Below are 24,481 nucleotides of genomic sequence, written 5' to 3' on the forward strand. Positions count from 1 at the left end.
TCCTGGGGCTCCTGCGCTTGCCGCCGGGAAGCAACTCCAATTATTTAGGGCATACCTCATCCCATTGCGCGTTCAGCCCACCAGCTTTTTGGTCATCGCCAGCAGGGTTTTCACGTCCTGCGGACGCGTGTCGCCGCTGGCGGCGTCGATGATCGAGCTGTAGATATGCGGGATCACGCGTTTCACGCCGGCCGCCAGCGCGATCTCGACGATCGGCTCGTAGTTCTCCAGATCGATGCCGCCGGTCGGCTCCAGCATAAAGTCATGCTCGGCGCAGGCCTTGGCTACGTACTGGTACTCGTCCTTGCACTTCAGGCCACCCATCGGGAAATACTTGATCGAGCTGCCGCCCATGTCCTTCAGCAAAGCGATGGCGGTTTCCACCGGCACGATGCCGTCAGGCGCTGCGGCACTCAAGGGGCCGGTAGAGATCTTCACCCAGCCGACGCGGCCGGTCGGCGACACCAGGCCGTTGACCACGCTGTCGTTCTGGCCCAGCAGCGCGCGGCTGGCGCCGACGCCGGTAAACACCTGGTTAACGTGCTGCGGCTGCACCTGCTGAGCGATCAGGCTGACCATCGCCGACTGTTTCGGATCGCCGGCACCCAGGCCGACCGAGAGCGCGTTTTCAATCAGGCGCGCATAGCGCAGCATGTCGGTCACCGCGCTGTCGACGTCCGGGTAGTTCTTGGAGAGCACGCCCACCAGCACATGGCCTTCCGCCGCGGCGTAGATGTCCTGCGCGTTGGCTTTGGAGCCGGCCAGCACGTTCAGGCAGACGCGGTCGCGATAGTAGTTAGGCTGCAGCTTCATGCTTGTTTCTCCGTAAACAGGTTTTTGATACAGCTAAAGACGGTCATCAGCTGTTGCTCGTCGACGCTGCGCACGTCGACCTCAATCTTGCCCTCGTTGGCCTTGTAGCCGCGGAAGTAGATGGCAATATCGCCGGTTTTCAGCGCCTGGACGATGTCATAGGTCGACCGCCCCAGCACCGCCTCGTCGAAGGCGATCTCGGCGCGGGCGATATCGCGGCCGGCGCTGTCCCAGACGGTCTTGGCGCTGACGCCGGTCAGGGTATTGAGGCTGTCGAGGAACGGCGTCATCCGCGCCACCATCTGTTGTCCGGTAGTTTTCTCAAGCCGCAGATAGCTTTCAATCGCCTGCGTCAGGCCGAGGATGCCCTCTTTGCCGACCTTCATCGCCCGGCCAATGCCGCCGGATTGCAGCTTCACCCACTCGACGTACTGTTTTTTGCCGATCACGAGACCGCTGGTCGGCCCCTCGATGGCTTTGGCACCGCTGTAGATCACCAGATCGGCCCCCATCTGGTAGTAACACATCAGATCTTCTTCCGCCGCAGCGTCGACGATCAGCGGCAGGTTATGCTTGCGCGCCACTACCGCCGCCTGTTCGACGGACAAAATGCTTTTCTGCACGCAGTGGTGCGATTTGACGTACAGGATCGCCGCCGTCTGCGGCGTGATGCAGGCTTCAATCTGCTCCGGCGAACATTCGTTGGCGTAGCCCGCCTCCACCACCTTGCCGCCGCCCAGCGCCACCATGGTGTCCACCGGCGCGCCGAAGTTGACGTTGTGACCGCGCGGCAACACGATCTCGCGCGGCACGGCGATCGGCGCCGAGTGCAGGTTCACCAGCAGATTGGCGTTATCTTTGACGATCGCTGCCGCCACCGACTGGGCGATGCCCGCCGAGGCGCAGGAAACGATCACCGCGTCCTCCACGTTGAGCAGGTCGGCGATGTAGGCGCCGGTCTTGTTGACCAGATCCTTGATTTCGAAATAGTGATTCAGGCCGTAGTCAACGGCGTCGATCACGTCCTGGCGCGGCGTGGAAACGCCGAGAATGGTCATGCGGCCGGAGGTGTTGATCACCTGCTTCAAACCGTATTTTTCATAAATCGAAGACATGGGCTGCCTCCCCTTGTTCGGTTAATAGGATTTCCCCGGCCACCACCGCGGCCAGCGGCACCAACAGCTGTTCGCCCTCGGCGGTTTGCCCTTCGGCGTCGGCGAACACTTGCGGTTCGCGGCGCAGTTCAAACAGCGTGAAATCAGCGTCATAACCCGGCTCCAGCCGCCCTTTGCCGCTGAGCTGCAGCGCCGACGCGGCGTTCTCCGTCACGCAGGCGATCACCTGCGGCAGTGTCAGGCCGACGCTGAAGAATTTGGACATCACCGCCGCCAGGCTGTGCACCGGCCCGTTCATGCGGTTGCGGCAGTAAATATCGGAGCTGATGGTATGCGGCAAAATGCCCAGCGTGATCGCCTGGCGCGCCACCTCGAAGCTGAAGCTGGCGGTGCCGTGCCCCACGTCGAGCAACACGCCGCGCCGCAGCGCGCGCTGGATCGACTCGCGCAGCGTGCCCGCCGGCGTCAGAATGCGGTTCGGTTTACCGTTGTAGCAGTGGGTGATGATGTCGCCACGGGTCAGCAGATCGGCGATCTCGTCCAGATTCGGCGGATTGTTGCCGATATGCACCATCAGCGGCAGCTGGCGGTTTTCCCGCTGGATCTCTTTGGCCAACACCAGCGGCCGGGTGCCGTTCTTGCCCACCACGCTGCTGCTCATGCGCGCCTTGATGCCGATGATAAAGCCGGGATGGTTGGCGATGGCCTCGCCGGCCTCGCGCTTGTCGATGTCCGCCAACTCCGCCAGCTCGTTCTGCCGCAGCAGGCCGATGCGCGAAATGTTGAGGAAGGCGAAAACATGGGTTTTGGCGCTGCGCGTCAGCTGATAAAAGGCGTCGATATCGTCGGCGCCGGTGCTGCCGGCATCGACCACGCTGGTGACGCCGCCGGCGACGCCGACCCGATCCGGCTCGTCATGGTAAATCGGCGAGTCGGGATAACAGTGCACGTGCGCATCGATCCAACCGGCGCTCAGGCGGCAGTTGCCCGCCAGATCCAGTTGGCGAACGGCGCTGACGTCCGCCGCCAACCGCCCGACCGAGGCTATTTTGCCGTCTTTCACCGCCAGATCGATCAGCGTGTCGTCTGCCAGTCTGGCGCCTCTGATTACTAAGTCATACATACCGCATTGCTCCTGTTAGCCCGGGCGCCGCCGCATTGGGTGGCGCCTGGCGCAGGCCTCTCAAGAAATGGCTACCGGGAAGATCGCCCCCAGGATCATCGCGCCGAGGATCGCTCCGCCGGTGATCGGTTTACCCCAGATATAGAACAGCAGCGCGCCGAGCAGCGAACCGATGCCGATCGGGATCGAGGCGGTCATCGCCGACAGGATGATCAACGGCCCGAGGAAGCGGCCCGACGAGTTGCCCGCGCCCATCATCACATCCGCCCCGTAGGTGGAGTTGCTCTGATTGATGGTGAATTTGCGCGCCAGGATGATCACGTAACCGATCGCCAGGCCGATGACGAGGCCGGTGGCCAGCGAAGCGGCGAAGTTGGCGACCGGGAACACGATGCCGGCCCCCAAAAGCAGCGCCGGTACGCCCAGCCCGACGCCGGTCTGGATCGCGCCGCCGATATCCAGGATGCCCACCAGCGAGCCTTCGATGATGCGCGCGAACAGGAAGCTGGCGCCGAACGCCGCCACTGCGCCGTACACGCCGGTATCCATCCCCGCCCGCAGCATGGAGACGAACGCGACTTCGTTAAAGGCGCCGATGCCGTACAGGTAGTACATGTGCGTCCCGGCGAACACGCCGGAGGACAGCAGGCCAACAAAAATCGGGAATGACCAGTCGGCGTACCAGAAGCCTTTTTGGGTTTGCTCTTCCATCATCCCGCTCCTTATTTACCGCTCAGGGTATTGTGAATGGCGTCCAGCCAGCCCGGCACGCCGAGGCTGAAGGACTCGAGAACTTTCATGTCGAAGCCGCGGAAGAAGCCGCTCAGCACGAACAGCAGCACGATCACCGCCATCATGATCTTGGTGATCTTGTTCCAGCCGCTCTCTTCCACGCCTTTGCCGATCAGAATGCCCAGCACCAGGCCCGGCACGGCGTTACCCATGATCAGCTGCGCCAGGCCGCCGAAGATGGTGCCCCAGAAGCCGGAACGGCGCCCGGCGTCGATCGCCGCCAGCCAGAAGATCACCGGCATCACGGTGTTCACCAGCAGGTTGGCCGCCGGCACCAGCACCTTGATCGCGGTGACCTGCAGCGCGGCAGGCACGGCGGAGGCGGTGGTATTGAGGAACGCCACTACCAGCATGCCGATGATGCCGCAGGCGATGGCCATTTTTTTCGGATCGTGCAGCGTTTGCGCCAGATTGCGGTTCTTGACCATCAGGGCCGCCGCGCCCCAGTGCGGGATGATGCGGTGGTCGACGTCCTGCGTGAAGGATCCCGCCGCCACGGAAGACGCCCAGGCGTTGAAGAAGAAGCCCAGACCGAATGAGAAGTGAGAAGCCGGATCGCCCTCGCAGGAATTCAGCTCGCCCAGGGTGCGAAACGCCCCCATACCCTGTGTTGTCGGTGCGTGGAACATGCGCGCGGCGCCGGCCCCTACGCCGACCCCCACCAGCCCACCGATAATAATCGATTTAAATAAGATGATTAAAAACATCAGTATACCCTTTCATTTATGCTAACGTTTTTATTTCGTGACGAAGACAACCTTCTCGGTATTGATAATGGTTACGTTCACGGTTATTTCCAGAGAAACGGCATAGCGCTTTCTTTCACGCGGCAAAAAGAAGAAAAGAAATTTCTCTTTAGTTATTTTCTCTTCCGCTTTCACTACGCTGACGTCCTGCGGCTCGATACGCAGCAGAATATTATTGGTGGACTTTAATACCGCGCCCTGCACATTAGCCAAGGCGGAAGCAAAAGCTTTCGCTTTGCTGTCGCCTTTACCCTCCACCTTTACCGATGTGGTATATTGCTCTTTCATTATGGATTGCCATGTTTTTTGACGTAGGCTTCCACCAGTTTCTGGCCCAGCTCTTCTTTATCCATAAAGCCGAAACCCAGCACGTTGTAGCCTTCGTTAATTGCCGTCACGCCCTCTTCTACCGAACGCATGCCGTATTTTGCCTTGTAGCCGTGTTTGGTTTGCGCGGTAATCGCGCCGGCGCCGCCGCTGCCGCAAAAAGAGATGCCCAGCTGCGCGTTTTCCGCTTTCATGACGTCGCCCAGCTTCATATCCGCCGCAACGCCGGGGATGACCACCGCTTTTCCACCTGCGCTTTCAACACCTTGGCCAACTTTCTGCCCTTTGCCCAAACGATCGCCGATCACTACGGTAATTTGACCCATGGTATATTCTCCTGATTGAAATCGATGCGTTAACCGCTATGCGTTATTATCTTTCGCCACTTCGAAGTGCACTGACAGCAAATAGGCCTCTTCGATAGGCAATGTGCCAAACTGATTTACCACGCGCTCCGCCATTTGCATGGATTCGGCAGAGATTTCGTCGAACAACGATTTATCCACCTCGGGCAACGGCTCACCGGTTATTGAACGCAGCACCATGGCGCGAATATGCGATTCCAGCATCTGTTGCTGCACCGCATTGGTATAAATATTTTCAGCATTCAGCATCGCGGTAATATCCGCCAACACCCGAGCGGCGATCGCCCCGGCTGCGCTGACATCGGATTGTTCAATTTCTTTTATCGAAGCAGATCCATCATTCACTTTTCAGTACCCCTAGATCCCACATTAATCAGTAAGCCGTAAAGCGCATCACCTGAATAACCCGCTTTCTGTAATGTCTTTACCCTACCCTCGGTAGGATTTTCTGTGTAGACCGGTTTTTTCCAGTTCGAAGTGGAAATCGAGTGACGCCCGGGGATCCATTTCGCAAAACGACGCTGCGGTGAAAAAGTGGAAGAGATAACAAATACATAACCCGGCTAACGATTTCTTTTGCCGCGATTGACGATAAAAGCCTTCGTGATCGGGATCTCTTTCTTTTCTTGCCCCAACCGCCTACTATCAATGGGACAAATCGACATTACCCACACCCCCGCTCCTCTGGCGCGGGGGTGTTGCTTTGTGTTGTTTTTCCGAATTTATGGGCGCGCAGACTGGCGCCTTTTGATTTGACTGGAGAGTGGAATGACCAAACCCATCATTACTATTAATGAGCTGGATGCGGAACGCCTGGATGCGCTATTGGAACAACCGGCCTTTGCCAACACCGACGTCGCCGCCGCGCTGAACGACGAGTTGGATCGCGCGGAAATCCTGCCGCCGGAGAAAATGCCGGCCAACGTGGTGACCATGAACAGCCGCGTACGTTTTCGCGATCTGCACACCGATGAAGAGCACGTGCGCACGCTGGTTTACCCGGCATCGCTGAAAGACAGCCACGATCAGCTGTCGGTGATGGCGCCGCTGGGCGCAGCGCTGCTCGGCATGCACGTCGGCAAGCAGATCTCCTGGCAATTGCCGAACGGTGAAGAAGCGCGGATTGAAGTGCTGGAGTTGCTGTACCAGCCGGAAGCGGCGGGCGAATACCACCGTTAAGCGGTTCTCAGGGCGGCATCCGGCCGCCCTTTCTGTCTCAGAGGCAGATAGCAATCAGCACGCCGATCAGCAGCAGCACGTAGATTTTGGCATGCAGCGCATCGCTCACCTTAGGCAAGCAGCGCCTGGCAAACACGATCCCCGCAATCCCCGCCACCACCAGCAGCCCCAGAATGTTCAGATTGACGTAGCCCAGATACTGCGGCCCGCTCATCTCACGCCACCCCAACACGATATACATCAGCGCCCCGATCACCGCCACCGGGATCGACAGCGGGTTGGCGGCGCTGACGCAATACTTCATGTCGTAGCCATGGCGGCGCAGCAGCGGCACGGTCATCACGCTGCCCCCCACCCCCAGCAGCGTGGCGATACCGCCGATCAGCGGCCCGCCCCCCCACAGCGTGACGGGAGACAGTTCGGCGCGCGCCGGTTTGATCAAAAAACCCCGGCGGAACAGGCAGTCGGCGATGGTCACTGCCATATAGACCACGAACAGCCCGCGGATCACGCCGTCCGCCAGCAGCGAGGAGGCGAACGCGCCCAGCGCCGCGCCGATGCCGATGAAAAAGATCAGCGGCACGATGGTTTCACGCAGCAGGTTGCCGCTGCGCCAGTTGGTCAGCGTGGCGTAACTCGCGTTGAGGATCATCACCGCCGTCGAGGTCGCCACTGCGATATGCATCGCCTGGCCGGGCTGCTCGCCCGATGCGGAGATCAAGTGATAGACGAAAGGCACCACCACAAAGCCGCCGCCGAAGCCGAACAGAATGGTGGTGATGCCGGTCAGAAAACCGGCACCCAGAACGATTAACGTTTCAATCATGACCGTGCGCCCGCACGAAGTCGTCGAACCCGGCGCAGAACTGCCCCGCCAGCGGGTGGAAGCGATCGCCGACGAACAGCCCCAGATACTGCTCGCGCACGGCATCATGGTCCACCAGTTCAATCCCCTCCTGTTCCGCCCGCGCCAGCGTCTGTGCATCCGGGAACCCCCAATAGCGCGAGTCGCCCTGCTTTTCCGCCGTTATCGCTTCGCTGCTCTCCGCCTGCATCAGCTGACGCGCCAGGAAAATGCCGCTCTGCACGCCCAACAGCATCATGTTTTCCAGGAACGACAGATCGTGACGCAGCTCGGCGGGCAGACGAGCGATCACCGGGCCGGCGTCCCAGTGCTCATCCATTTCATGCAGCGTTACCGCACAGCCCCTGTCACCGTTCATCAGCGCGCGGAACAGCGTCATCACCCCGCGATAACGCGGCAAATCCCCCGGGTGCAGGTTCCACAGCAGCTTGCCGCGTCGGCTGAAGGCGCGCACATAGTCGGCGGAGAATTTCTGATAGCAGCGCAGGGAGATCACCGCGTCCATCTGCCCCAGGCTGCTGATAAACGCGGCATCATTGATGTCGAGGACGCGATGTGCTTTTACTCCGGCGGCGGCCAGGAACAGGGCCGGCGGCTGATAGGCGCCCTCGCAGGCGGCAGCGTTGCGGCCCACGAACGGGAACACGAAATCGTTCAGCACTTCGCGCTCATACAACCCCAGGCGGCGAACCGCCGGCTCCTGCGTGCGCCCGGCGCTTTTCGCCAGGGGGAAATATACCGTAAAGGCACACTCGTCCTTCAGGGCGGCGATCAAATCCTGGCACACCAGCCAGGAGAAAATGTCGTTGCCGACAAAAAGCGCGACGTTTTTCATACTTCAGCCTTCCTTGCGTTGAAAATAGGGTTGTTGAACACGATTTTGCTGATATCCCGCGTGATGGATTCCATCGCCGAGGTGTAAAAGAGATCGCCCTTGGCGGGCGCGCCGAGCGAGTAAAGGTGCTGCTCACGGCCGCGTCGGTCGGCGATTTTCAGCGTATGCGGGTTGCATTTCACGCCGCCGAACAGGTTCTCCTGCACCACCCCATCTTGCAGCAGCTGATGGCTCAGGCGGTTGGGCGGCAGTTGATAGGAAGGCGTGGTGCAGTTGAACAGATACTGCGCGTGCACCCGCGTCTCATGGCAACGAAGGGTAAACCCGTCCGTTCCCTTGCTGATATCCGCCAGGCCGCCACAGACGCGCAGGCGTTGGCTCTCCAGCGCCGCCACGATCTTGTGGGCGTTCTTGATCGGCATGGCGTGCCGATTGCGCATCCAGGAGGAGTTGTAAAAGCGCATGAAGACCTGCCGGTTGTTGGCATCCATTTTGACCCAGGCGGCGCACACCACCGGGTGGATCGCCGCCAGATAGTTGCAGATATGCTCCCGGGCAAAACGCGCGCGATCGAGGCTGTCCGCCAAATCGCGGTAGCAATCGCGCCTTTCCCCCAGCGCCGAGAGCACCGTCAATCGCTCCGGCCCCGGATAGTGCCGCGCCAGCGCGGCGTTGATCGCATGCACCAGATGATGGGCGTCAATAAAATCGCTGCCGGCGACAAAGCGCCGCACCCCCTCCACAAATGCCTCCGGCGGCGGGCGCATCAGCGCCGGCTGCACGCTGGGGAACAGGCCCGAGCGCGACAGGGCACAGATGTCGGTTGCCCCCAGGCGTTCCATCAGCTCGACGATGGCGTCGATCGCCGTCAGGCTGCAGCCGATCACGCCGATGGTCGAGTAAGGGTTGATTGGCGGCAGCTCCCGGTGGGCCTGATAAGCGATCACCCCGTCCACCGGGTAGAGGCATTCCGGCGGGTTGTGCCCCGAACACAGTACCAGCGCATTCATCTGCTCGGCGGCGCCGCAGGCGGTGGTCAGCCGATAGCCGGCCTCGTGCGGCGCGATGGCATTCACTTCCGCGGTCACGAAATTCAGCGTCACGTTACTGTCCGCCGCCATATAAATCGCCATGTCGCGAATAAAATCGAGATATTCCCGATACAGCCAGCGCGGCGGATAGCGATCCTGGCAAAACTGCGGGAAATGCATGGCGATCCAATCGACAAAGTGCGCATCGTCGAAAATATCCGCCGACATATTTTCCGGCGTCATATTTAATATATGGCTGTCAAAATCGCTGCTGTATGCCATACCGCCCTTGAAGCCCTGCTTGTCGAAAACCTTCAGGGAAAGCGGCCTTTTGCAATGATTAACCGACTTATTTTTTATAAAGTTATACGCAAAAGAGATCCCGGCGGCTCCGCCGCCAATCACACCGAACTTATACATGAAATATCACCTTATAGTCATTGAACTGCGCTAAGAACTATTGCTTCAGGTGTTGGAATAAAAGGGTGCTTTATTCCTTATTAACTTCTTGTATTGCGAGAACGAGAACGTTCGTCCCACCCCGGTGTGAAAACTTGCACGGGCTGCCTGGCCGATAAAATAGCGGCGCCCCGAACAAGCATTATTTTTCTGCCCCGATAGTAGGGCGACGGCCGTTGGCTTGCTTTATATGAAGGGCCAACTATCATTGCGTTTCGGCCATTCTGCCCGCCAAAGGGGACATATGCGCAACGTCCGTATTGATGACATCGATCATGTAGCGCGTGCGGTGATCGCCATCGGCACCGACTACCCGCCGGGGCATCTGCTGCCGATGCACAGCCACCGGCGCGCGCAGTTGCTGTACGGCGCCACCGGCGTCATGCACGTTTTTACGCAGCAAGGCAATTGGGTCGTTCCGCCGCAGCACGCGGTGTGGCTGCCGCCGCAGATGCCGCACGCGGTGAGGATGGTCGGCGTCACCACTCGCAGCCTGTACCTCGAACCCGGCGCGTTGCCCGCCGAACGGCCACAGCTGTGCCAGGTGGTCAGCGTCACCCCGCTGATGCGCCAGCTGTTGCTGGCGGCGGTGGATATGCCGCTGGAGTATGAGCGAGAGGGGCGAGACGGAGCGTTGGCGACGCTGCTGCTGCACGAGCTGGCCCGGCTGCAACCTTTACCGTTGCACATTCCGCTGCCCGCCGATCCTCGGCTGGGCGAACTGTGCCGCGCCTTTTTGCAACACCCCGACGCTCATGACTCCGCGCAGCAATGGGCCCCTCGTCTGTACATGAGCATTCGCACCTTCAGCCGCTTCTTTCGCGCGCAGACCGGCCTGCCGTTTTCACAATGGCGCCAACGCGCCTGCGTGGTGCTGGCGCTGGCGCTGCTGGCCGAAGGGCGCAGCGTGACCCAGGTAGCGATGGAGATGGGCTATGACAGCAGCGCGGCGTTTTCAACCATGTTTCGCCGCGTGCTGGGTCAGGCACCCTCCTCCTATCTGGCAGAAGACGGGCGCGACGGTTGACGGGTTAGCGGAATTTCTTGTGGTTGGCGTCGCGGGTCTGCTTGAAACCCTGCGCCAGCTGCTTCGCTTCGGCGACTTTGCCCTGGTTGGCCAGCGCCAGCGCCTGATCGATCTGGCCGATCAGGGTATCCAGCCCGTGGCGGAAATCTTTCATTTCCGGGCTGTCGGCGGCTTTATCCTCCAGCTTCGGCGGAGTACCCTGTTTGGCGTCCTGCGCGGCGGCGCGCATGTTTTGCAGGCTCTGTTTAAGGGTAGCGGCGGAATCGGTATTCAGCACCGTTTTGTAGTTTTCCGCCAGGGTGTCCATATCGTCGCCCAGATCGGCGGCGGCCGCCAGCGAACTGACCGCCAGCAGCGTCAACGCCGCCAGCGCTTTCAGGGTATTCTGCATGTTTGCTCACCTTCCCGTTATTGTTTTAATTAACCCACCGTTACCATAGGCAAGGCCGGGCAAAACCGAAACCGGAGATTTGTAAGCAAGGTTGAGACGGGATAATGCGCAGCCGGCGGGCGCCGGCCGCGCAGAGGATCATTGACCGGCGATCTTCATTTCCGGCAGCAGCACCGAACCGCACTGGATATTGCTGCGGGTTTCGATATCACTGCCGACGCTGACGATGTTGCGCAGCATGTCTTTCAGGTTGCCGGCGATGGTGATCTCGCTGACCGGGTATTGGATCTCGCCGTTTTCGACCCAGAAACCGGCGGCGCCGCGCGAGTAATCGCCGGTAACGCCGCTGACGCCCTGGCCCATCAGCTCGGTCACCACCAGGCCGGTGCCAAGCTGCTTCAGCATGCCGGCGAAGTCCGCGCCCTGCCCGGCAATGCGCCAGTTATGGATGCCGCCGGCATGGCCGGTGCTGTGCAGGCCCAGCTTGCGCGCCGAGTAGCTGGTCATCAGCCAGGTTTGCAGCACGCCGTCCTTGACGATATCGCGCCGCTGGGTGCGCACGCCCTCGCTGTCGAACGGCGTCGACGCCAGCCCTTTCAGCAGATGCGGATGCTCCTCGACGGTCAGCCACGCCGGCAGGATCTGTTTGCCCAGCGAGTCCAGCAGGAAGGTCGATTTGCGGTAGACGCTGCTGCCGCTGATGGCACCCACCAGATGGCCGAACAGCCCGGTGGCCACCTCAGAGGCGAACAGCACCGGCGCCTTCATGGTCGACAGTTTGCGCGGCGCGAGGCGCGCCAGCGTGCGGCGGGCACACTCCTGCCCCACCCACTCGGGGCTATGCAGATCGCTCATCGCACGGCCGATGGTGTAAGCGTAATCTCGTTCCATATCGCCGTCCTGCTCCGCAATGACGCAGCTGGACAGCGAATGGCGGCTGGAACAGTAGCTTTGCAGCATGCCGTGGCTGTTGCCGAACACCTTGATGCCGTAGTGGCTGTTGAAGCTGCCGCCTTCGGTATTGGTGATGCGCTTGTCCGCCGCCAGCGAAGCCTGCTCGGCGCGCGCTGCCAGCTCGATGCAGCGCTCGGCATCCAGCTCGATCGGGTGGAACAGATCGAGATCCGGCGCCTCGAACGCCAGCAGATCTTTCTCCGCCGGGCCGGCGCAAGGATCTTCAGAGGTGTAGCGCGCGATATCCAACGCCGCCTGCACGGTGCGGGCGATGGCGTCCGGGCTGAGATCGGTGGAAGAGGCGCTGCCTTTGCGCTGGCGGTGATAGACGGTGATGCCCAGCGCGCCATCGCTGTTGAACTCGACGTTTTCCACCTCGCCGAAGCGGGTGCTGACGCTGATGCCGGTCGATTTGGTGACCGCGACTTCCGCCGCGTCGGAACCGGCGCGGGCCAGCTCCAGCGCCTGAGAAACGGCCTGTTCCAGCGCCTTGCGCTGTTCTGCAACTTGAGTGACTACTTTCATCAATCTGCCATAATTAATCAGAAAATCGTTGAGAAAAGTGCCGGAGTGGCGTAGTTGTGCACGCGGGGCGGCGCGCAAAAATCCTGAGATCTCTGCCGTTGAGTCTAACAGGAACCGCGTTGAATTTCGCATAAAGCCGAACGGCAAAGCCGGGATAACATGCAAAACTCACGCATCACTCGACGATCAGTTTTACCGACTTGCCGATATTTGCCATCATGTTGACCAACGCATCCAGCGTAAATTTCTCGGTTTTCTGATTCACCACGTCGGACACGCGCGGCCGGGAAGTGTGCAGATAGCGCGCCGCCTCCTCCTGGCGATAACCCTCTTCTTCAATCCACGCGCTGATCTCACCCATCAGCTGTTTTTTCAGTGCGATAAGCTGCGCAATTTCCGCATTGGACTGTGCTTGCAATTGCCGAGCCTCGTCGGCGGAAAATCCCAGATCCGCAAACACATTGCCGCCTGCAGGCGTAACGTGGCTTGAACCGGTATCAATCGGCTTGGTCATGACCTTTACTCCGCTCATTAATGACCGCGTCATAACGCGCTTTGATTATCTGAATATCGTGGCGGCTGGTTTTCTCCGTCTTCTTCTGAAAGCTGTGCAAGACGTAGATCGCTTCGCTGAACTTTGCCACATAGACCACCCTAAATGCCCCGCCGATGGCATATAAACGGATTTCGATAACGCCGCTTCCGCAGCCGGCCATCGGTTTCCAATTACCAGGGTCCAAACCTCTTTGCACTTTACTCAGTTCAAATCCTGCCGCTTTTCGCGCATCGATTGGAAAGGCCAGCAAATCCGCTAACGATGAACCACGCCAATCAATGGCTTTCTCGATGCCATCATCCATGAACACCCCCTCCTTTTGTATAAAATTTTATACAAAAAAGGTGACAAAAACAACAGCACAAATTCGCAGGACGCGCTGCAAGGCGCGATAATGCCCCAACGTGGCAGCTATACTCAGTTTGCTCAGGGCACGCAATTGGCGGGTTGCCGGACAACCTGTTAGGATTAGCCTCTTTTTAACGGAGCCTACCATGAACAAACAGCCTGAAGACTGGCTCGACGATGTCCCGGAGAATGAAAACGAGGACGATGACGAGATTATCTGGGTCAGTAAAAGTGAGATTAAACGTGATGCCGAAGCGCTGAAAGACCTGGGGGCCGAAATGGTCGATCTGGGCAAAAACGCGCTGGACCGCATTCCGTTGGACGAAGATCTGCGTGCCGCCATCGAGCTGGCGCAGAAGATCAAGAAAGAGGGCCGTCGCCGTCAGCTGCAGCTGATCGGCAAGATGCTGCGCGCCCGCGATATCGAGCCGATCCAGACCGCGCTCGACAAGCTGAAAAACCGCCACAACCAGCAGGTTTCACTGTTCCACAAGCTGGAAGCGCTGCGCGACCGCCTGGTGGAAGAAGGCGATGACGTCATTCCGTCTATCCTGGATCTGTATCCGGCCGCCGATCGCCAACAGCTGCGTTCACTGGTGCGCAACGCGCAGAAAGAGAAGGCCGCCAACAAGCCGCCTAAGGCTTACCGCCAGATCTTCCAATACCTGCGCGAGCTGGCCGAAGCGGCCGACTAAGCGCCGCCGCCATCCCGGGATGAACCCGTTTCATCCCCGGTGATGGGCCGGTTCGCCGCTGCTTTCGCGAATATTGAAACGCAGGCTGCCTTCCAGCTCTTCTTCCGCCTCTTCAAACAGCAGAATGATCGCGCCGAAACGACGCTTGCTGCGGGCATTCAGGTGAGTGAACTCGATTTCCACCGGCAGGCCGATATCGCCGGTCACCACGTCCCACAGCGCATCGAGGTTGGCGCCAAACCCCTCGTCCAGCGCAAACTTGTGCGCGAAATCGCGGTAGAAGGCCGGCACATCCTGGATCTGTTCAAAATCAAACTCTACTTTTGCCATCAAACTCACTCCACACGAATGAAGTTTTTGTAATGGTCGCGCGTGACGAAGATCAGACCGTCGCTCGAATACAGCAGGCGATCGGCGCCGCGCCGGCCACACTGATAATTGATGTCCGCTTCGCGCCAGACCCGGCCGCCGGCGGTCGGCAGTTGCCCTTCACGGTTAGAGAATCGATCGCCGCCAATCGCCTTGCCCGGCAATACCGCACAGAGGTTGCCTGAACGCGGATCCCAGCCCTGCTCGCGTGCCTGCTTCTTGGTGACGTAATAGTCCGGCAGCCGCTGATGCTGCTGCAGGTAACTCACCACCGTTTGCTGCTGCGTGAGCCGATCGATGCTCTGCGGCTGCCCCGCCGGGGCCTGGACCACCGCCGGGTTGCCGCCGATCGCACGGTGCTCGTTGCTGCGCAGCGCGCTGAAGACGGCGATGACCACGGCGATAACAATCGCCAACAGAATCCGCTTGTTCATGACATTCCCTGAAATTATGCCGCCGGAGGCGCCGCAGCCCCCCCAGGCTAGTTAGGTATATAGTCGACCTGGATGAAACTAAGATGACCGGCGCGTCACATTTTCGCGGCGGCGAGGGTCTCATCCATTCATGACAATGATGCCACTTTCCAGCCGTTCTGGCACTCGGAGTCTCTCTGAAAACGGGCCGACTCTCACGAGACGGCCCGCCGTACCAGGCACTGGTTTCAGTATAGTCAGGGAAGGCGCCGCGCAACGCGGCGCAACAGGCGGGAACGCATCAATCGATCAAGGCGTGGCGATAGCGATGCAGCATGTCGGCCAGGCGTTTCACCGGCCCGGTGACGCTGAGCGGCGTCTGATTGTCCACCAATTTTTGCTGGTATTCGTTCATTTCACTCAGCAAGCGATCGTAGTAATAGGCGCGCTTGACGTCGTTCTTGGCCGAAACGACCCGATCGGCGGTGCTGCGGATCCGGCGGTGGAAGGCCGACAGTTCTTCGCTGACCGGAATTTCCGCCCGCTGCATGCGCTGGTGGGCGATGATCAGGTTCAGCGCCAGACGGTACTTGGCGATGTCGTTCGGGAACATCATCAGCAGTTGGTTAAGCTGCTGATACAGCGCCGGCAGGTGGTTCTGCCGACGGCGCGCCGCCTTGGTGGTCAGCGCCGACACCGCGCTGCTGACGAACTGGTTGAGCAAGGTGCGGCCGGTACGCTCGCGCGAATTGTCGCGGATCAGCAGCAGCACCATCAGCCCGACGCAGCTGCCGAGGAACTGGCCGAGCGCCCCGTCGAGAAACTGGGTGACGTTGAACTCCATCGGGTTGCTCAGCACCAGAATGTTGATGGTCCCCGCCAGCAGCCCCAGCGAGCCGAGCCGCCGCTTCTGCACCTCGATACCGATGAAAAACGCCAGCAGGCCGAGGCTGAGACACAGCAGCAAAATGCTCTGCTGCGTCGCCGGCAGGATCACCATGAAGAACAGGGAACCGACCGGGATCGCCGCCAGCATGCCCAGCACGAAATCCATCGCCACCATGCGCGGCGCCGGGGTGCGCATCGCCAGCGAAGTGATCACCGCGATGATCACCATAAAACCGCTGCCGGACGTCCAGCCGGTCCACAGCCACAGCAGGCTGCCGAAGGCCGTGGCCACAAAGGTGCGCAGGCCGTTGATCATCGCGTGATGCCCCTCCGCCGAGGTCGGCTTGACCACGGCTTCATTGCTCAACACGCCCTCTTCCACCGCGCTGATGCTGCCGTTGGTGTGTACGCCCTTCGACAGCAGCAGGTAGCGCGTCGCCGCGCCGACCCAGCCGGTGAGGGTTGGCAGCGTTTCATCGGAGCGATGCGTGGTCAGCACCTGGCGCAACAGCTTCATGCGCTTGTGGATCGCCTGTGGGGTTTCCGCCGGCACCATCAGCTGCTCCCGCAGGCTCGCTTGCAGCGCGTCCGGGTGATTCAGCAGGATCAGGTAGGTTTCGCAGGCCTGGGTAATCAGCGTCAGCGACAGGGTATGCAGCGCCTTCACCCGGCGGTTGATCTTCTGCCAGCGCGAGGACTCCATCATCAGGTTGTTGCGCATGCCGTCCAGCGCCGTGGTGCTCTTCACCAGATTGCTCCAGGCGCGGTCGATGTCTTCTTTGTCGGCATTGCTGATGCACATCTGCATCAGGCGGTATTGATCCACCAGCAGTTGATCCACCGCCCGATCGATGTCCTGCTTGATCGAACGCGGCGAGAACAGCAGATCCGCCAATACGGCGCTGACGATCCCAAGCACGATCTCGCTGCAACGCTCGATGGCGAACTGCGGCGCTTCCAGCAGATGGGCCTCGCTGGTGGCGACCGTCACGATGATGATCAGCGCGGTATAGCCGGCCAGCCCCCAGGCGTAGGAGTTCTCGACCTTGATCAGCGAAGAGATCCAGGTGCAGAAACCGGCCCAGATGCAGCACAGCAACAGCATCACCACCGGCGCGCGGGCGGTGGTGACGATAATGATCAGGCCGACGAAGCAGCCGATAAAGGTGCCGATGATACGCAGCCAGCCACGGTGGCGAATGGCGCCGGAGAAAGGTTCACCGCCGGCGGCAAAGGCCGGGCCGGCGGCGACGATGGCGGCGGTCATCGCCGACCAGCGCGGGGTTTCCAGGTTGAGATGGAAGCCGACGAACAGCGCAAACACAATCGCGAAGCTGAGCTTGAAGGCAAATCTCAGCCGGATAAAGGTTGGGCTGTTCATTAGCCGAACTCACGCAGCCGGTGCATCAGACGCACAAATGGCGAGCCGCTGTCGGCATTGCGATCGCTCTTGCCGACGATCACCACGGTGGCGGTGGTACCGGCCGGATACGGATGCTGTTGGTCCTTGGCGTCCAGCAGGATCTTCACCGGCACGCGCTGCGCCAGGCGCACCCACTCCAGGTTGCTGTCGATCGAGGCCAGCCCTTTGCTGTTGACCGTGCTGCTGCTGTTGTTCACCGCCGCCGCCACGCTGTCGACGGTGCCATGCATGATGCGGTTGCTGCCGAGCGGGGTGATCTCCGCGCGGTCGCCCTTATTCAGGCCGTTCAGCTTGGTCTCTTCCAGATACGCCAGGATGTAGAACGAGTCTTTTTTCACCAGCGCCACCGCCACCGATCCGCGGGTGATGTATTCACCGGCGTGGACGTTGAGATTGGTGACCCAGCCGTCGGCCGGCGCGCGCACCGTGGTGCGATCCAGATCCAGCTGCGCCAGCTCGCGCGCCGCCACGGCCTTCGCCAGCTGGTGTTGCACGGTCTGCAACGAGTTGTTCGACTGGTCGATTTCTTCCTGCGACATCGCCTGCACGCCCAACTTCACGCGGCGGCCGGCCTCGCGCCGTTTTTCCGCCGCCAGCGCCTGATAGTAGGCGACGTCGGCGCCGGCTTCCGCCAGCGCCTGCTCATAGCGTGGCCGATCGACCACGAACAGCACCTGCCCTTTCTTCACCAGCTGGTTGTCCACCACCGGCACCTCGGTCAGCAGGCCGCTGACGTCCGGGGCGATCGCCACCACGTCGGCGGTGAACTTGGCGTCACGCGTCCACGGCGACTCGGTGTAGAACACCCAGGCCTTGAATACCGCGGCGATGCCCAGCAGTACAAGAATCAAAGTGATCGCGATTCGGGTTATTTTTATCGAAAAATTTTTCACAGCGACCTCAAACAAAAAGACATGAAATCAGATAAAACAAGCAGCAATACAGCGCGGTGTTAAACAGCGCCGGATGCCAAACAAAATCGTAAATCCCCGTCGGCTGCAGCAGGCGGCGCAAGAGAAAAAACAGCGCCAGCGACACCAGCAGCTCGAAAAACACCGGCGGAAACGACAGTCCGAAGATGACCATAACCGGAAGCAAACTCATCACTTTTTCCTTATTGTTCACTACGCCGGGGAAAAACACATCTCGCCATTCACATTCTCTTTACATTTTAGCGTGCGCGCGCCACAAATCTTGACCGGACAGCTTGTCCAGGTCACGAACCCGAAAAAAGGTTAAACTTTGGGGCAGACATCCACGACAGGGATTGCGAGGGTGCCGGAGGAGCGGCAGGATTGCGTCGCCGCTCGCTCTCGCACGTTGGTAAGGTCTATTCACCCGACCACGTTATATTAGCCTGCTTACTATCAAGGCATCAACAATCTGTGATCTAAATCACTTTTAAGCCAGAGTGAATAATGGAAAGATTAAAACGGATGTCGGTATTCGCCAAAGTGGTTGAGTTCGGGTCGTTTACCGCGGCCGCGCGCCAACTCGACATGAGCGTTTCATCGATCAGCCAAACCGTCTCGAAACTGGAAAATGAGCTGCAGGTCAAGCTGTTGAACCGCAGCACGCGCAGCATCGGCCTGACCGAGGCCGGCAAAATCTACTATCAGGGCTGCCGGCGCATGCTGCAGGAAGTCAGCGAAGTGCATGAGCAACTGTACGCATTTAACAATACGCCCGCCGGCACGCTGCGTATCGGCAGCTCATCCACTATGGCGCAAAACGTGCTGGCGAACATGACCGCCGAGATGATGAAAGAGTACCCGGGCCTGACGGTCAACCTGGTGACCGGCATTCCGGCGCCGGATCTGATCACCGACGGATTGGATCTGGTGATCCGCACCGGCGCGCTGCAGGACTCCAGCCTGTTCTCCCGCCGCCTGGGGCAAATGCCGATGGTGGTGTGCGCCGCCAAAAGCTACCTCAGCCAGCACGGCACGCCGCAAAAGCCAAGCGACATGGTCAACTTCTCCTGGCTGGAATACAGCGTGCGGCCCGACAGCGAATTTGAACTGATATCGCCGGAAGGCATCACCACGCGCATTTCACCGCAGGGGCGCTTCGTCACCAACGACTCCTCCACCATGATCCGTTGGCTGAAAAACGGCGCCGGCATCGCCTACGCCCCGCTGATGTGGGTGATCGAAGAGATCAAGCGCGGCGAGATCGAGATCCTGTTCAAAAGCTACCATTCGGATCCGCGGCCGATCTACGCGCTCTATACCGAGAAGGACAAACTGCCGCTGAAGGTGCAGGTATGCATCAACTACTTAACCGACTATTTCGACCGCGTGGCGGCGGTCTATCAGGGTTATCGCTGAGCGGCGCTCAAATAACGGTGCGCCAGCGCGCCCAACAGCAGCAGCGCCAACATGCCGAGGCCCCACAGCAGCCAGACGGCATAGCCCGCCCAGTTCAGCAGCAGAGGAAAATAGCTCGCCAGCCCGCTGCCCAGCTGTTTCAGCCACGGCAGCCAGGCGTCCAGCACCGTCTGCGGCACCAGACTCAGCGCACCGTTCACCGGCAGCGATGCGCCGCCGGCCGCCTCCGCCAACGCCGGGAGCCAGGCCAGTACGCCGGCCACGCCCCAGGCCAGCAGCGTCCACAGCGCCATGGCGCCCAGCAGCAGCGCGGCTGTCCAACCGCCCCGGTTCACGGCACACCGCCGCCGCACTGCGGACAAAAGCGGCTGCCCGGCGGCAGCGGCGCGGCGCACTGGCCGCAGGTGGCGCTCACCACGGCAAACGGCTGGCCGCAGCGATGGCAATAACGCGCACCCGGTTTATTCACCGCCTGGCACTCCGGGCACTGCGACCCCGTCTCGCCATGCTGGTTATAGCGGTTGCCATGATGCCCGCCGCGGTAACCCGCACGCTGATGACCACCGTTAATACCACCTTGCCCCAACAACCTTTTCAGTAAGCTCATCCCGCCTCTCCTCTGTGCATTAGCGCTGAAGCTCACTGTAAACCCTGGAGTAAACTCTAGGGTAAAGCCCGGCGCGCAGGATTTACGTTTCATTACATCGTAAAAGTAGCAAGGCTTTGATGCCGCTAACAAAAGCAGCATCGGCATTATCCCACGCCGCCGCGCTGCGTTATGCTGCGAGAACCTCTCCCTGCATCAGGAATAACCATGAAAAAAATCATACTGGACTGTGACCCGGGGCATGACGACGCCATCGCCCTGCTGCTGGCCTGGGGCAATCCGCAGATCGACCTGCTGGCGGTCACCACCGTGGTGGGTAACCAGACGCTGGACAAAGTGACGCGCAACGCGCTGGCGGTGGCGCGCATCGCCAATATCACCGGCGTGCCCTTCGCCGCCGGCTGCCCGCGCCCGCTGGTGCGCAATATCGAAGTGGCGCCCGACATTCACGGCGATTCCGGTCTCGATGGCCCGGTGCTGCCGGAACCCCACCTGCAGCTGGACTCGCGCCACGCGGTGGATCTGATCATCGATACCGTGATGGCCCATCCGCCCGGCAGCGTGACGCTGGTGCCGACCGGCGGCCTGACCAATATCGCCATGGCGGTGCGTAAAGAGCCGCGTATTGCCGAGCGGGTCAAGGAAGTGGTGCTGATGGGCGGCGGCTATCATGTGGGCAACTGGAGCGCGGTGGCGGAGTTCAATATCAAAATCGATCCCGAGGCGGCGCACATCGTGTTTAACGAAAAATGGCCGCTGACCATGGTCGGCCTGGATCTCACCCACCAGGCGTTGGCCACGCCGGCAGTCTGCGAACGCATCGCCGCCCTCGGCACCCGGCCGGCCGCCTTCGTCGGCGAACTGCTGGCCTTCTTTGGCCATATGTACCGGCAGGCGCAGGGCTTCAGCGCCCCGCCAGTACACGATCCTTGCGCCGTCGCCTACGTGATCGATCCGAGCGTGATGACGGTGCGCAAAGCACCGGTGGATATCGAACTCACCGGCACCCTGACGCTGGGCATGACGGTGGCGGACTTCCGCGCGCCGCCGCCGCCGGACTGCCACACCCAGGTCGCGGTCAAACTGGATCAGGATAAATTCTGGGATCTGGTGGTGGATGCACTGGAACGGATTGGCGAAGTGGAGTGAGGCCTGTGAAGCGTGGATTAACGCGTTTTTGCAGGCGCGTTAGCCCGCCTTTCGTCACGGCAACAGGGATAGGCCGTTATTTCCACAGGAACAGAAAAATCTTAAAAATATTTAATTTAAAAAAATTAAAAAAAAACCATAAGAGCAAGAACAGTCTTAATAAAAATAAAAACGGGCGTGATAAATAAAGTGTGAAATAAAATAATGAACAGCGATAAATAAAACCACGCCCGCCGCACCGCCATTGGCAACAACGATTTAACAAGAAAATGCTTATCTCATTGGCTCCATCACCTGCTGGCCCAGACGCTCATTGCCGCTCACACGGCGTTTCATTACACACAAGATAATCACAATCAATTGATTTAAATGCAAAAATAAAACAATAGATTAAAAATTGACTGGAGCGAGATAAGTTTGAGAAAATGACAACTCTGTTTTTAAAACAAAGAAAACAATTTTTTCAGGCAACTGAATATGGCTTCCCCATTTTTATATAAGCCGTCCCGCGCTCACAGGGGGAAATTATTTATCACTTCGATATGAAGTCTTTTCAATTCCCATAAAGCATTTCAGGCATTGACGCTTCAGCGAATTTAAACATCAGGATAAGGATAGGGAATCCTCAAAACATGCATTCAATAATCGATATCGCGACATGGCGGGTTAACCATGACCGATAAAACCACCATTAACGCACCGATTCTCGCCGTGCTGCCCCTGCTGCTGATCTGGATGGCGGTGATCCTGCCGGTTTATCACCCCAACATGGGCGGCGGTGGCCTGGCGCTGCCGCAAAACATTCTGGCTTGGGGCGCCATGGCACTCACCACGCTGATAGTGACCGCCACCGTTTGCCTTGGCCGTGCCCGTCTTTCGCTTACACCTACCGCTCGCCTGTTGCTGCTCGGCATCGCCGTGTTGGCGCTGCCGCTGCTGTATACCCGCCCCGAGTGGCGCGAAGACGCCCTGTGGCGCTGCGCCGGTTTGCTCGGCGGCTGGCTGTTCTATGTCGCCTGCCTGCAGCTGCGTCTAACCGCCCGGCAGCGCGACCTGTTGCTGTACGGCCTGCTGTTCGCCGTCGGCGTGCAGGCGCTACTGGCGGCTCTGCAGCTGTTCGCCCCTACGCTGGCCTGGGTGATCCCCAACGGTGGCCGGGTCTACGGCGTCTTTCAGCAACCGAACGTACTGGGCAGTTTTATCGCCACCGGGCTGGCTTTGGCGCTCTGGCTGCTGCTTGCCCCCCTCTGCGCGCCGACGCGGCGGCAACTCCCGCTGCTCGCGCTGCTGGCCATTTTCTCCGCCCTGCTGGTGCTGATCCAATCACGCGCCGCCTGGCTGGGCGGCGCCTTGGCGGCGGCGCTGCTGCTGTGGCGTTTTGCCCGCCGGCACCCGGCCACAAGCCGCTGGGCCGTGGGGGCGCTGCTGCTGGGTGTGGCGATCGGTCTCACTGTGTTGTTCACCGGCTCCGGCCTCGATGGCCGCGCGGGCCTGATCGGTCGGGAGCTTTCCAACAGCGCGCGCCTGACCATGCTGCATGATGTCGGCGCCATGATCCTGGCCAAACCGCTGCTGGGCTGGGGCTACGGCGGCTTTGAATACAGTTTCGCCCACTTCCGTTTGCAGACAATGCCCTGGCGAGACGTGCTGGAAGTCGCCGGCCATCCGCACAATGAAATCCTGCTGTGGTGGGTCGAGGGCGGCCTGCCGGCGCTGGCGGGGATCGTTATCATCCTCGTCGCCGGCGCGCTGCTGCTGAAACGCGCCTGGCAACGGGATCGTGAACAGCCGGCCGGTGCGCGCGTCGGCCTGTTCCTGGTGCTGCTGCCAATGCTGGTGCACACCCAGTTGGAATACCCCTTCTATCTGTCTGCGCCGCATTGGCTGGCGTTTCTGCTGCTGCTGGCGCTGCTGGACGGCCAAACCGGCGAACCCCGCCCGCTGCCGTTCGCCAGGCTCCTGAGCCTGCCGGTGGCAATGGCCGCGATCGGCGTGTTGGTGATGGCAGTCTTCGCCTGGCAAGGGCGTATGGCGCTCACCCAATCGGAGCGCACCCTGCTGGCCACCATCGACAGCATCGAGCAAATGCCGCCGCCCGCCGCCTGGATCTACCGGGAGCGCAAAACCTTCGACGAGCAATCTCACGCGCTGCTGGTCTATAACCAAACGCGTGATGATGCCCTGTTGACCGGCTATCGGCAGTGGGCCAACGCCTATCTGCAGCGCCGCATCGACGCCAACGTCTATGCCACGCTGATCATGATCCTGCGTTATCAGGGCGCTCAGGCGGAAGCCGACGCTCGCCTGCGGGAGGCCACTTTCCTGTTCGCGCGGGATGCGCGGTTCAGGTAGGTAAACGCGGCAAAATCGCGCACGTTTTATCCAGCAGCGATTCTACCGAGGCGCGGTTGCCAACGTCCCAGCCGCGTTTCGAGGCCAGCAAGATAAACCCTTGCCGGCCGGCAAACGTGGTCGGGACGACGACCACGCCATATTCCGCCAGCTGCTGCGGCGACAAATGGAAATATTGCGCGACGTCCTTAATCGGGTAGATACCCATCGCGGTCGGTTGCATCACGCGGCGGGCATAGTAGGTGTGGCGCAACAGCTTATCCGGCAAAGGCCGCCATTGTTCCTGAATATAGGGGCGTTCCGCCTGCAATTGACGCCGCACATCTTCGCGCAGACAGGTCAGGTGAATATGCAATTGGTTCTGACTGCGGCCGTAAGCGGAGTTGATCGCCATGCCCAACATATCGTCCGGCACCGGCCCGCCATACTCGGCGGCCAGCCGGTAACGCATCAGCCATGCATAGCCAAAATAGTCCGTCCGTTCCCCCTCCAGCAGCTGCGGGCTTTCGATGCCGGCAAGCGGCGCCGTCGGCACCAGAATGAAGTGATAGGGATAACGCGGATTTTGCAGCACGCTAAAGCCCTGCGCTTTCCCCTGCGGCATATAAATCTGCTCACACGGGGCCGGATCGCGCTTTTGCTGATAGTTGGCCATGCAGAGCTTATCGACCACGCCCCACAGGGCATCGGAACGGGCGCAGCCCGTCAGGGACAGAACGCCCAGCAACAGCAGCCAACGCCGGGTAGACACACCAAAGCACGCCATCATCATCTTTCTCGGTATCATCGCCGCACAGCTCTTCT

Annotated in this window: 29 protein-coding genes; 6 read left to right on the forward strand and 23 right to left on the reverse strand. The window is 60.2% G+C overall.

Features of this window, described 5'->3' with window-relative positions; translation table 11 throughout:
- Nucleotides 1-72: 72 nt before the first annotated feature.
- From dagF to M6G53_RS18645, 8 genes are read right to left on the reverse strand one after another with little or no spacing between them, the layout of a single operon-like run.
- Nucleotides 73-813: a 2-dehydro-3-deoxy-phosphogluconate aldolase gene (gene dagF / locus M6G53_RS18610; protein ID WP_033648993.1), complete on the reverse strand. Its 741-nt coding sequence runs from the start codon at nt 811-813 to the stop codon at nt 73-75.
- The gene (locus tag M6G53_RS18615) at nt 810-1,928 is read right to left on the reverse strand and encodes a DgaE family pyridoxal phosphate-dependent ammonia lyase (protein WP_253333646.1); all 1,119 of its coding nucleotides are present in this window, start codon (nt 1,926-1,928) and stop codon (nt 810-812) included. The genes dagF and M6G53_RS18615 overlap by 4 nt, the downstream gene beginning before the upstream one ends.
- Nucleotides 1,912-3,051 carry an amidohydrolase/deacetylase family metallohydrolase gene (locus tag M6G53_RS18620; RefSeq protein WP_253333647.1) on the reverse strand — a complete coding sequence of 380 codons (1,140 nt, stop codon included), beginning with the start codon at nt 3,049-3,051 and terminating at the stop codon, nt 1,912-1,914. The genes M6G53_RS18615 and M6G53_RS18620 overlap by 17 nt, the downstream gene beginning before the upstream one ends.
- A 60-nt stretch (nt 3,052-3,111) precedes the next feature.
- Entirely contained in the window at nt 3,112-3,762 is a 651-nt protein-coding gene (locus M6G53_RS18625) for a DUF4310 family protein (protein WP_048234891.1), read from the reverse strand.
- Between the two features lie 11 nt (nt 3,763-3,773).
- The gene (locus M6G53_RS18630; RefSeq protein ID WP_004937006.1) at nt 3,774-4,550 is read right to left on the reverse strand and encodes a DUF4311 domain-containing protein; all 777 of its coding nucleotides are present in this window, start codon (nt 4,548-4,550) and stop codon (nt 3,774-3,776) included.
- A 30-nt stretch (nt 4,551-4,580) separates the two neighbouring features.
- On the reverse strand, nt 4,581-4,877 hold the full coding sequence (locus M6G53_RS18635; RefSeq protein WP_047729783.1) for a DUF4312 family protein: 297 nt from the start codon (nt 4,875-4,877) through the stop codon (nt 4,581-4,583).
- Complete coding sequence (locus M6G53_RS18640; protein WP_019453148.1) at nt 4,877-5,242, reverse strand: glycine-rich SFCGS family protein; 366 nt, start codon at nt 5,240-5,242, stop codon at nt 4,877-4,879. Before M6G53_RS18640 ends, M6G53_RS18635 begins: the two co-directional genes overlap by 1 nt.
- Nucleotides 5,243-5,278: 36 nt before the next feature.
- A complete protein-coding gene (locus tag M6G53_RS18645; RefSeq protein WP_436286534.1) occupies nt 5,279-5,605 on the reverse strand; it encodes a glycine dehydrogenase in 327 nt (108 codons plus the stop codon).
- A 444-nt stretch (nt 5,606-6,049) separates the two neighbouring features.
- Between M6G53_RS18645 and rnk the strand changes: the two genes are divergently transcribed.
- Entirely contained in the window at nt 6,050-6,460 is a 411-nt protein-coding gene (gene rnk / locus M6G53_RS18650; protein WP_004936993.1) for a nucleoside diphosphate kinase regulator, read from the forward strand.
- 37 nt (nt 6,461-6,497) lie between these two features.
- Here rnk and M6G53_RS18655 read toward each other — a convergent pair whose 3' ends face one another.
- From M6G53_RS18655 to M6G53_RS18665, 3 genes are read right to left on the reverse strand one after another with little or no spacing between them, the layout of a single operon-like run.
- A complete protein-coding gene (locus M6G53_RS18655; RefSeq protein WP_253333651.1) occupies nt 6,498-7,286 on the reverse strand; it encodes a sulfite exporter TauE/SafE family protein in 789 nt (262 codons plus the stop codon).
- Nucleotides 7,279-8,160 (reverse strand): formyltransferase family protein, encoded by an 882-nt coding sequence (locus tag M6G53_RS18660; protein WP_253333653.1) that lies wholly within the window; start codon nt 8,158-8,160, stop codon nt 7,279-7,281. Before M6G53_RS18660 ends, M6G53_RS18655 begins: the two co-directional genes overlap by 8 nt.
- Nucleotides 8,157-9,611, reverse strand: a complete 1,455-nt coding sequence (locus M6G53_RS18665) for an FAD/NAD(P)-binding protein (RefSeq protein WP_253333655.1) — start codon at nt 9,609-9,611, stop codon at nt 8,157-8,159. The genes M6G53_RS18660 and M6G53_RS18665 overlap by 4 nt, the downstream gene beginning before the upstream one ends.
- Nucleotides 9,612-9,894: 283 nt before the next feature.
- Between M6G53_RS18665 and M6G53_RS18670 the strand changes: the two genes are divergently transcribed.
- Nucleotides 9,895-10,677, forward strand: a complete 783-nt coding sequence (locus tag M6G53_RS18670) for an AraC family transcriptional regulator (protein ID WP_253333657.1) — start codon at nt 9,895-9,897, stop codon at nt 10,675-10,677.
- Nucleotides 10,678-10,681: 4 nt separating this feature from the next.
- Here M6G53_RS18670 and cybC read toward each other — a convergent pair whose 3' ends face one another.
- The 4 genes from cybC to M6G53_RS18690 form a co-directional block, all read right to left on the reverse strand.
- Nucleotides 10,682-11,068: a cytochrome b562 gene (gene cybC, locus M6G53_RS18675; RefSeq protein WP_253333659.1), complete on the reverse strand. Its 387-nt coding sequence runs from the start codon at nt 11,066-11,068 to the stop codon at nt 10,682-10,684.
- 138 nt (nt 11,069-11,206) lie between these two features.
- Nucleotides 11,207-12,547: a metalloprotease PmbA gene (gene pmbA / locus M6G53_RS18680; protein WP_253333661.1), complete on the reverse strand. Its 1,341-nt coding sequence runs from the start codon at nt 12,545-12,547 to the stop codon at nt 11,207-11,209.
- Between the two features lie 175 nt (nt 12,548-12,722).
- Nucleotides 12,723-13,061: a helix-turn-helix domain-containing protein gene (locus M6G53_RS18685; RefSeq protein ID WP_253333663.1), complete on the reverse strand. Its 339-nt coding sequence runs from the start codon at nt 13,059-13,061 to the stop codon at nt 12,723-12,725.
- Nucleotides 13,045-13,407 carry a type II toxin-antitoxin system RelE/ParE family toxin gene (locus tag M6G53_RS18690; RefSeq protein WP_253333665.1) on the reverse strand — a complete coding sequence of 121 codons (363 nt, stop codon included), beginning with the start codon at nt 13,405-13,407 and terminating at the stop codon, nt 13,045-13,047. The genes M6G53_RS18685 and M6G53_RS18690 overlap by 17 nt, the downstream gene beginning before the upstream one ends.
- Nucleotides 13,408-13,597: 190 nt before the next feature.
- Between M6G53_RS18690 and yjgA the strand changes: the two genes are divergently transcribed.
- Nucleotides 13,598-14,146, forward strand: a complete 549-nt coding sequence (gene yjgA / locus M6G53_RS18695) for a ribosome biogenesis factor YjgA (protein ID WP_004936968.1) — start codon at nt 13,598-13,600, stop codon at nt 14,144-14,146.
- Nucleotides 14,147-14,176: 30 nt separating this feature from the next.
- Here yjgA and M6G53_RS18700 read toward each other — a convergent pair whose 3' ends face one another.
- The 5 genes from M6G53_RS18700 to aaeX all read right to left on the reverse strand — a co-directional run bounded on the left by M6G53_RS18700 (nt 14,177) and on the right by aaeX (nt 18,343).
- Entirely contained in the window at nt 14,177-14,476 is a 300-nt protein-coding gene (locus M6G53_RS18700; protein WP_033644909.1) for a barstar family protein, read from the reverse strand.
- A 5-nt stretch (nt 14,477-14,481) separates the two neighbouring features.
- Entirely contained in the window at nt 14,482-14,949 is a 468-nt protein-coding gene (locus tag M6G53_RS18705) for a ribonuclease (protein ID WP_253333667.1), read from the reverse strand.
- A gap of 280 nt (nt 14,950-15,229) precedes the next feature.
- On the reverse strand, nt 15,230-17,197 hold the full coding sequence (gene aaeB / locus M6G53_RS18710) for a p-hydroxybenzoic acid efflux pump subunit AaeB (RefSeq protein ID WP_253333669.1): 1,968 nt from the start codon (nt 17,195-17,197) through the stop codon (nt 15,230-15,232).
- Nucleotides 17,197-18,132, reverse strand: coding sequence for a p-hydroxybenzoic acid efflux pump subunit AaeA (gene aaeA / locus M6G53_RS18715; RefSeq protein WP_253333671.1), 936 nt, complete (start codon nt 18,130-18,132; stop codon nt 17,197-17,199). The genes aaeB and aaeA overlap by 1 nt, the downstream gene beginning before the upstream one ends.
- Before the next feature lie 7 nt (nt 18,133-18,139).
- Nucleotides 18,140-18,343: a p-hydroxybenzoic acid efflux pump operon protein AaeX gene (gene aaeX / locus M6G53_RS18720; RefSeq protein WP_004936952.1), complete on the reverse strand. Its 204-nt coding sequence runs from the start codon at nt 18,341-18,343 to the stop codon at nt 18,140-18,142.
- A 314-nt stretch (nt 18,344-18,657) separates the two neighbouring features.
- Between aaeX and aaeR the strand changes: the two genes are divergently transcribed.
- Complete coding sequence (gene aaeR / locus M6G53_RS18725) at nt 18,658-19,569, forward strand: HTH-type transcriptional activator AaeR (protein ID WP_253333672.1); 912 nt, start codon at nt 18,658-18,660, stop codon at nt 19,567-19,569.
- On the opposite strand, the gene M6G53_RS18730 is transcribed toward aaeR, so the two are convergent.
- On the reverse strand, nt 19,560-19,904 hold the full coding sequence (locus M6G53_RS18730; protein ID WP_253333674.1) for a hypothetical protein: 345 nt from the start codon (nt 19,902-19,904) through the stop codon (nt 19,560-19,562). The two genes, aaeR and M6G53_RS18730, sit on opposite strands and share 10 nt — an antisense overlap.
- Nucleotides 19,901-20,176: a zinc ribbon domain-containing protein gene (locus M6G53_RS18735; protein WP_253333676.1), complete on the reverse strand. Its 276-nt coding sequence runs from the start codon at nt 20,174-20,176 to the stop codon at nt 19,901-19,903. Before M6G53_RS18735 ends, M6G53_RS18730 begins: the two co-directional genes overlap by 4 nt.
- 207 nt (nt 20,177-20,383) lie before the next feature.
- On the opposite strand from M6G53_RS18735, the gene uriH reads away from it, so the two are divergent.
- Nucleotides 20,384-21,325 carry a uridine-preferring nucleoside hydrolase UriH gene (gene uriH / locus M6G53_RS18740; RefSeq protein ID WP_060424624.1) on the forward strand — a complete coding sequence of 314 codons (942 nt, stop codon included), beginning with the start codon at nt 20,384-20,386 and terminating at the stop codon, nt 21,323-21,325.
- Between the two features lie 672 nt (nt 21,326-21,997).
- A complete protein-coding gene (locus tag M6G53_RS18745) occupies nt 21,998-23,677 on the forward strand; it encodes a PglL family O-oligosaccharyltransferase (RefSeq protein ID WP_253333678.1) in 1,680 nt (559 codons plus the stop codon).
- On the opposite strand, the gene M6G53_RS18750 is transcribed toward M6G53_RS18745, so the two are convergent.
- Nucleotides 23,670-24,443 (reverse strand): CDP-diacylglycerol diphosphatase, encoded by a 774-nt coding sequence (locus tag M6G53_RS18750; protein ID WP_436286535.1) that lies wholly within the window; start codon nt 24,441-24,443, stop codon nt 23,670-23,672. The two genes, M6G53_RS18745 and M6G53_RS18750, sit on opposite strands and share 8 nt — an antisense overlap.
- Nucleotides 24,444-24,481 lie beyond the last annotated feature (38 nt).

It is taken from the genome of Serratia nevei (genome assembly GCF_024160145.1).
GTDB classification, from domain to species: domain Bacteria; phylum Pseudomonadota; class Gammaproteobacteria; order Enterobacterales; family Enterobacteriaceae; genus Serratia; species Serratia nevei_A.

Excerpts from the sequence above, each read along its gene's own strand:
- dagF (WP_033648993.1), bottom strand. The coding sequence starts at position 813 with ATGAAGCTGCAGCCTAACTACTATCGCGACCGCGTCTGCCTGAACGTG.
- M6G53_RS18615 (WP_253333646.1), bottom strand. The coding sequence starts at position 1,928 with ATGTCTTCGATTTATGAAAAATACGGTTTGAAGCAGGTGATCAACACC.
- M6G53_RS18620 (WP_253333647.1), bottom strand. The coding sequence starts at position 3,051 with ATGTATGACTTAGTAATCAGAGGCGCCAGACTGGCAGACGACACGCTG.
- M6G53_RS18625 (WP_048234891.1), bottom strand. The coding sequence starts at position 3,762 with ATGGAAGAGCAAACCCAAAAAGGCTTCTGGTACGCCGACTGGTCATTC.
- M6G53_RS18630 (WP_004937006.1), bottom strand. The coding sequence starts at position 4,550 with ATGTTTTTAATCATCTTATTTAAATCGATTATTATCGGTGGGCTGGTG.
- M6G53_RS18635 (WP_047729783.1), bottom strand. The coding sequence starts at position 4,877 with ATGAAAGAGCAATATACCACATCGGTAAAGGTGGAGGGTAAAGGCGAC.
- M6G53_RS18640 (WP_019453148.1), bottom strand. The coding sequence starts at position 5,242 with ATGGGTCAAATTACCGTAGTGATCGGCGATCGTTTGGGCAAAGGGCAG.
- rnk (WP_004936993.1), top strand. The coding sequence starts at position 6,050 with ATGACCAAACCCATCATTACTATTAATGAGCTGGATGCGGAACGCCTG.
- M6G53_RS18655 (WP_253333651.1), bottom strand. The coding sequence starts at position 7,286 with ATGATTGAAACGTTAATCGTTCTGGGTGCCGGTTTTCTGACCGGCATC.
- M6G53_RS18660 (WP_253333653.1), bottom strand. The coding sequence starts at position 8,160 with ATGAAAAACGTCGCGCTTTTTGTCGGCAACGACATTTTCTCCTGGCTG.
- M6G53_RS18665 (WP_253333655.1), bottom strand. The coding sequence starts at position 9,611 with ATGTATAAGTTCGGTGTGATTGGCGGCGGAGCCGCCGGGATCTCTTTT.
- M6G53_RS18670 (WP_253333657.1), top strand. The coding sequence starts at position 9,895 with ATGCGCAACGTCCGTATTGATGACATCGATCATGTAGCGCGTGCGGTG.
- cybC (WP_253333659.1), bottom strand. The coding sequence starts at position 11,068 with ATGCAGAATACCCTGAAAGCGCTGGCGGCGTTGACGCTGCTGGCGGTC.
- pmbA (WP_253333661.1), bottom strand. The coding sequence starts at position 12,547 with ATGAAAGTAGTCACTCAAGTTGCAGAACAGCGCAAGGCGCTGGAACAG.
- M6G53_RS18685 (WP_253333663.1), bottom strand. The coding sequence starts at position 13,061 with ATGACCAAGCCGATTGATACCGGTTCAAGCCACGTTACGCCTGCAGGC.
- M6G53_RS18690 (WP_253333665.1), bottom strand. The coding sequence starts at position 13,407 with ATGGATGATGGCATCGAGAAAGCCATTGATTGGCGTGGTTCATCGTTA.
- yjgA (WP_004936968.1), top strand. The coding sequence starts at position 13,598 with ATGAACAAACAGCCTGAAGACTGGCTCGACGATGTCCCGGAGAATGAA.
- M6G53_RS18700 (WP_033644909.1), bottom strand. The coding sequence starts at position 14,476 with ATGGCAAAAGTAGAGTTTGATTTTGAACAGATCCAGGATGTGCCGGCC.
- M6G53_RS18705 (WP_253333667.1), bottom strand. The coding sequence starts at position 14,949 with ATGAACAAGCGGATTCTGTTGGCGATTGTTATCGCCGTGGTCATCGCC.
- aaeB (WP_253333669.1), bottom strand. The coding sequence starts at position 17,197 with ATGAACAGCCCAACCTTTATCCGGCTGAGATTTGCCTTCAAGCTCAGC.
- aaeX (WP_004936952.1), bottom strand. The coding sequence starts at position 18,343 with ATGAGTTTGCTTCCGGTTATGGTCATCTTCGGACTGTCGTTTCCGCCG.
- aaeR (WP_253333672.1), top strand. The coding sequence starts at position 18,658 with ATGGAAAGATTAAAACGGATGTCGGTATTCGCCAAAGTGGTTGAGTTC.
- M6G53_RS18735 (WP_253333676.1), bottom strand. The coding sequence starts at position 20,176 with ATGAGCTTACTGAAAAGGTTGTTGGGGCAAGGTGGTATTAACGGTGGT.
- uriH (WP_060424624.1), top strand. The coding sequence starts at position 20,384 with ATGAAAAAAATCATACTGGACTGTGACCCGGGGCATGACGACGCCATC.
- M6G53_RS18745 (WP_253333678.1), top strand. The coding sequence starts at position 21,998 with ATGACCGATAAAACCACCATTAACGCACCGATTCTCGCCGTGCTGCCC.
- M6G53_RS18750 (WP_436286535.1), bottom strand. The coding sequence starts at position 24,443 with ATGGCGTGCTTTGGTGTGTCTACCCGGCGTTGGCTGCTGTTGCTGGGC.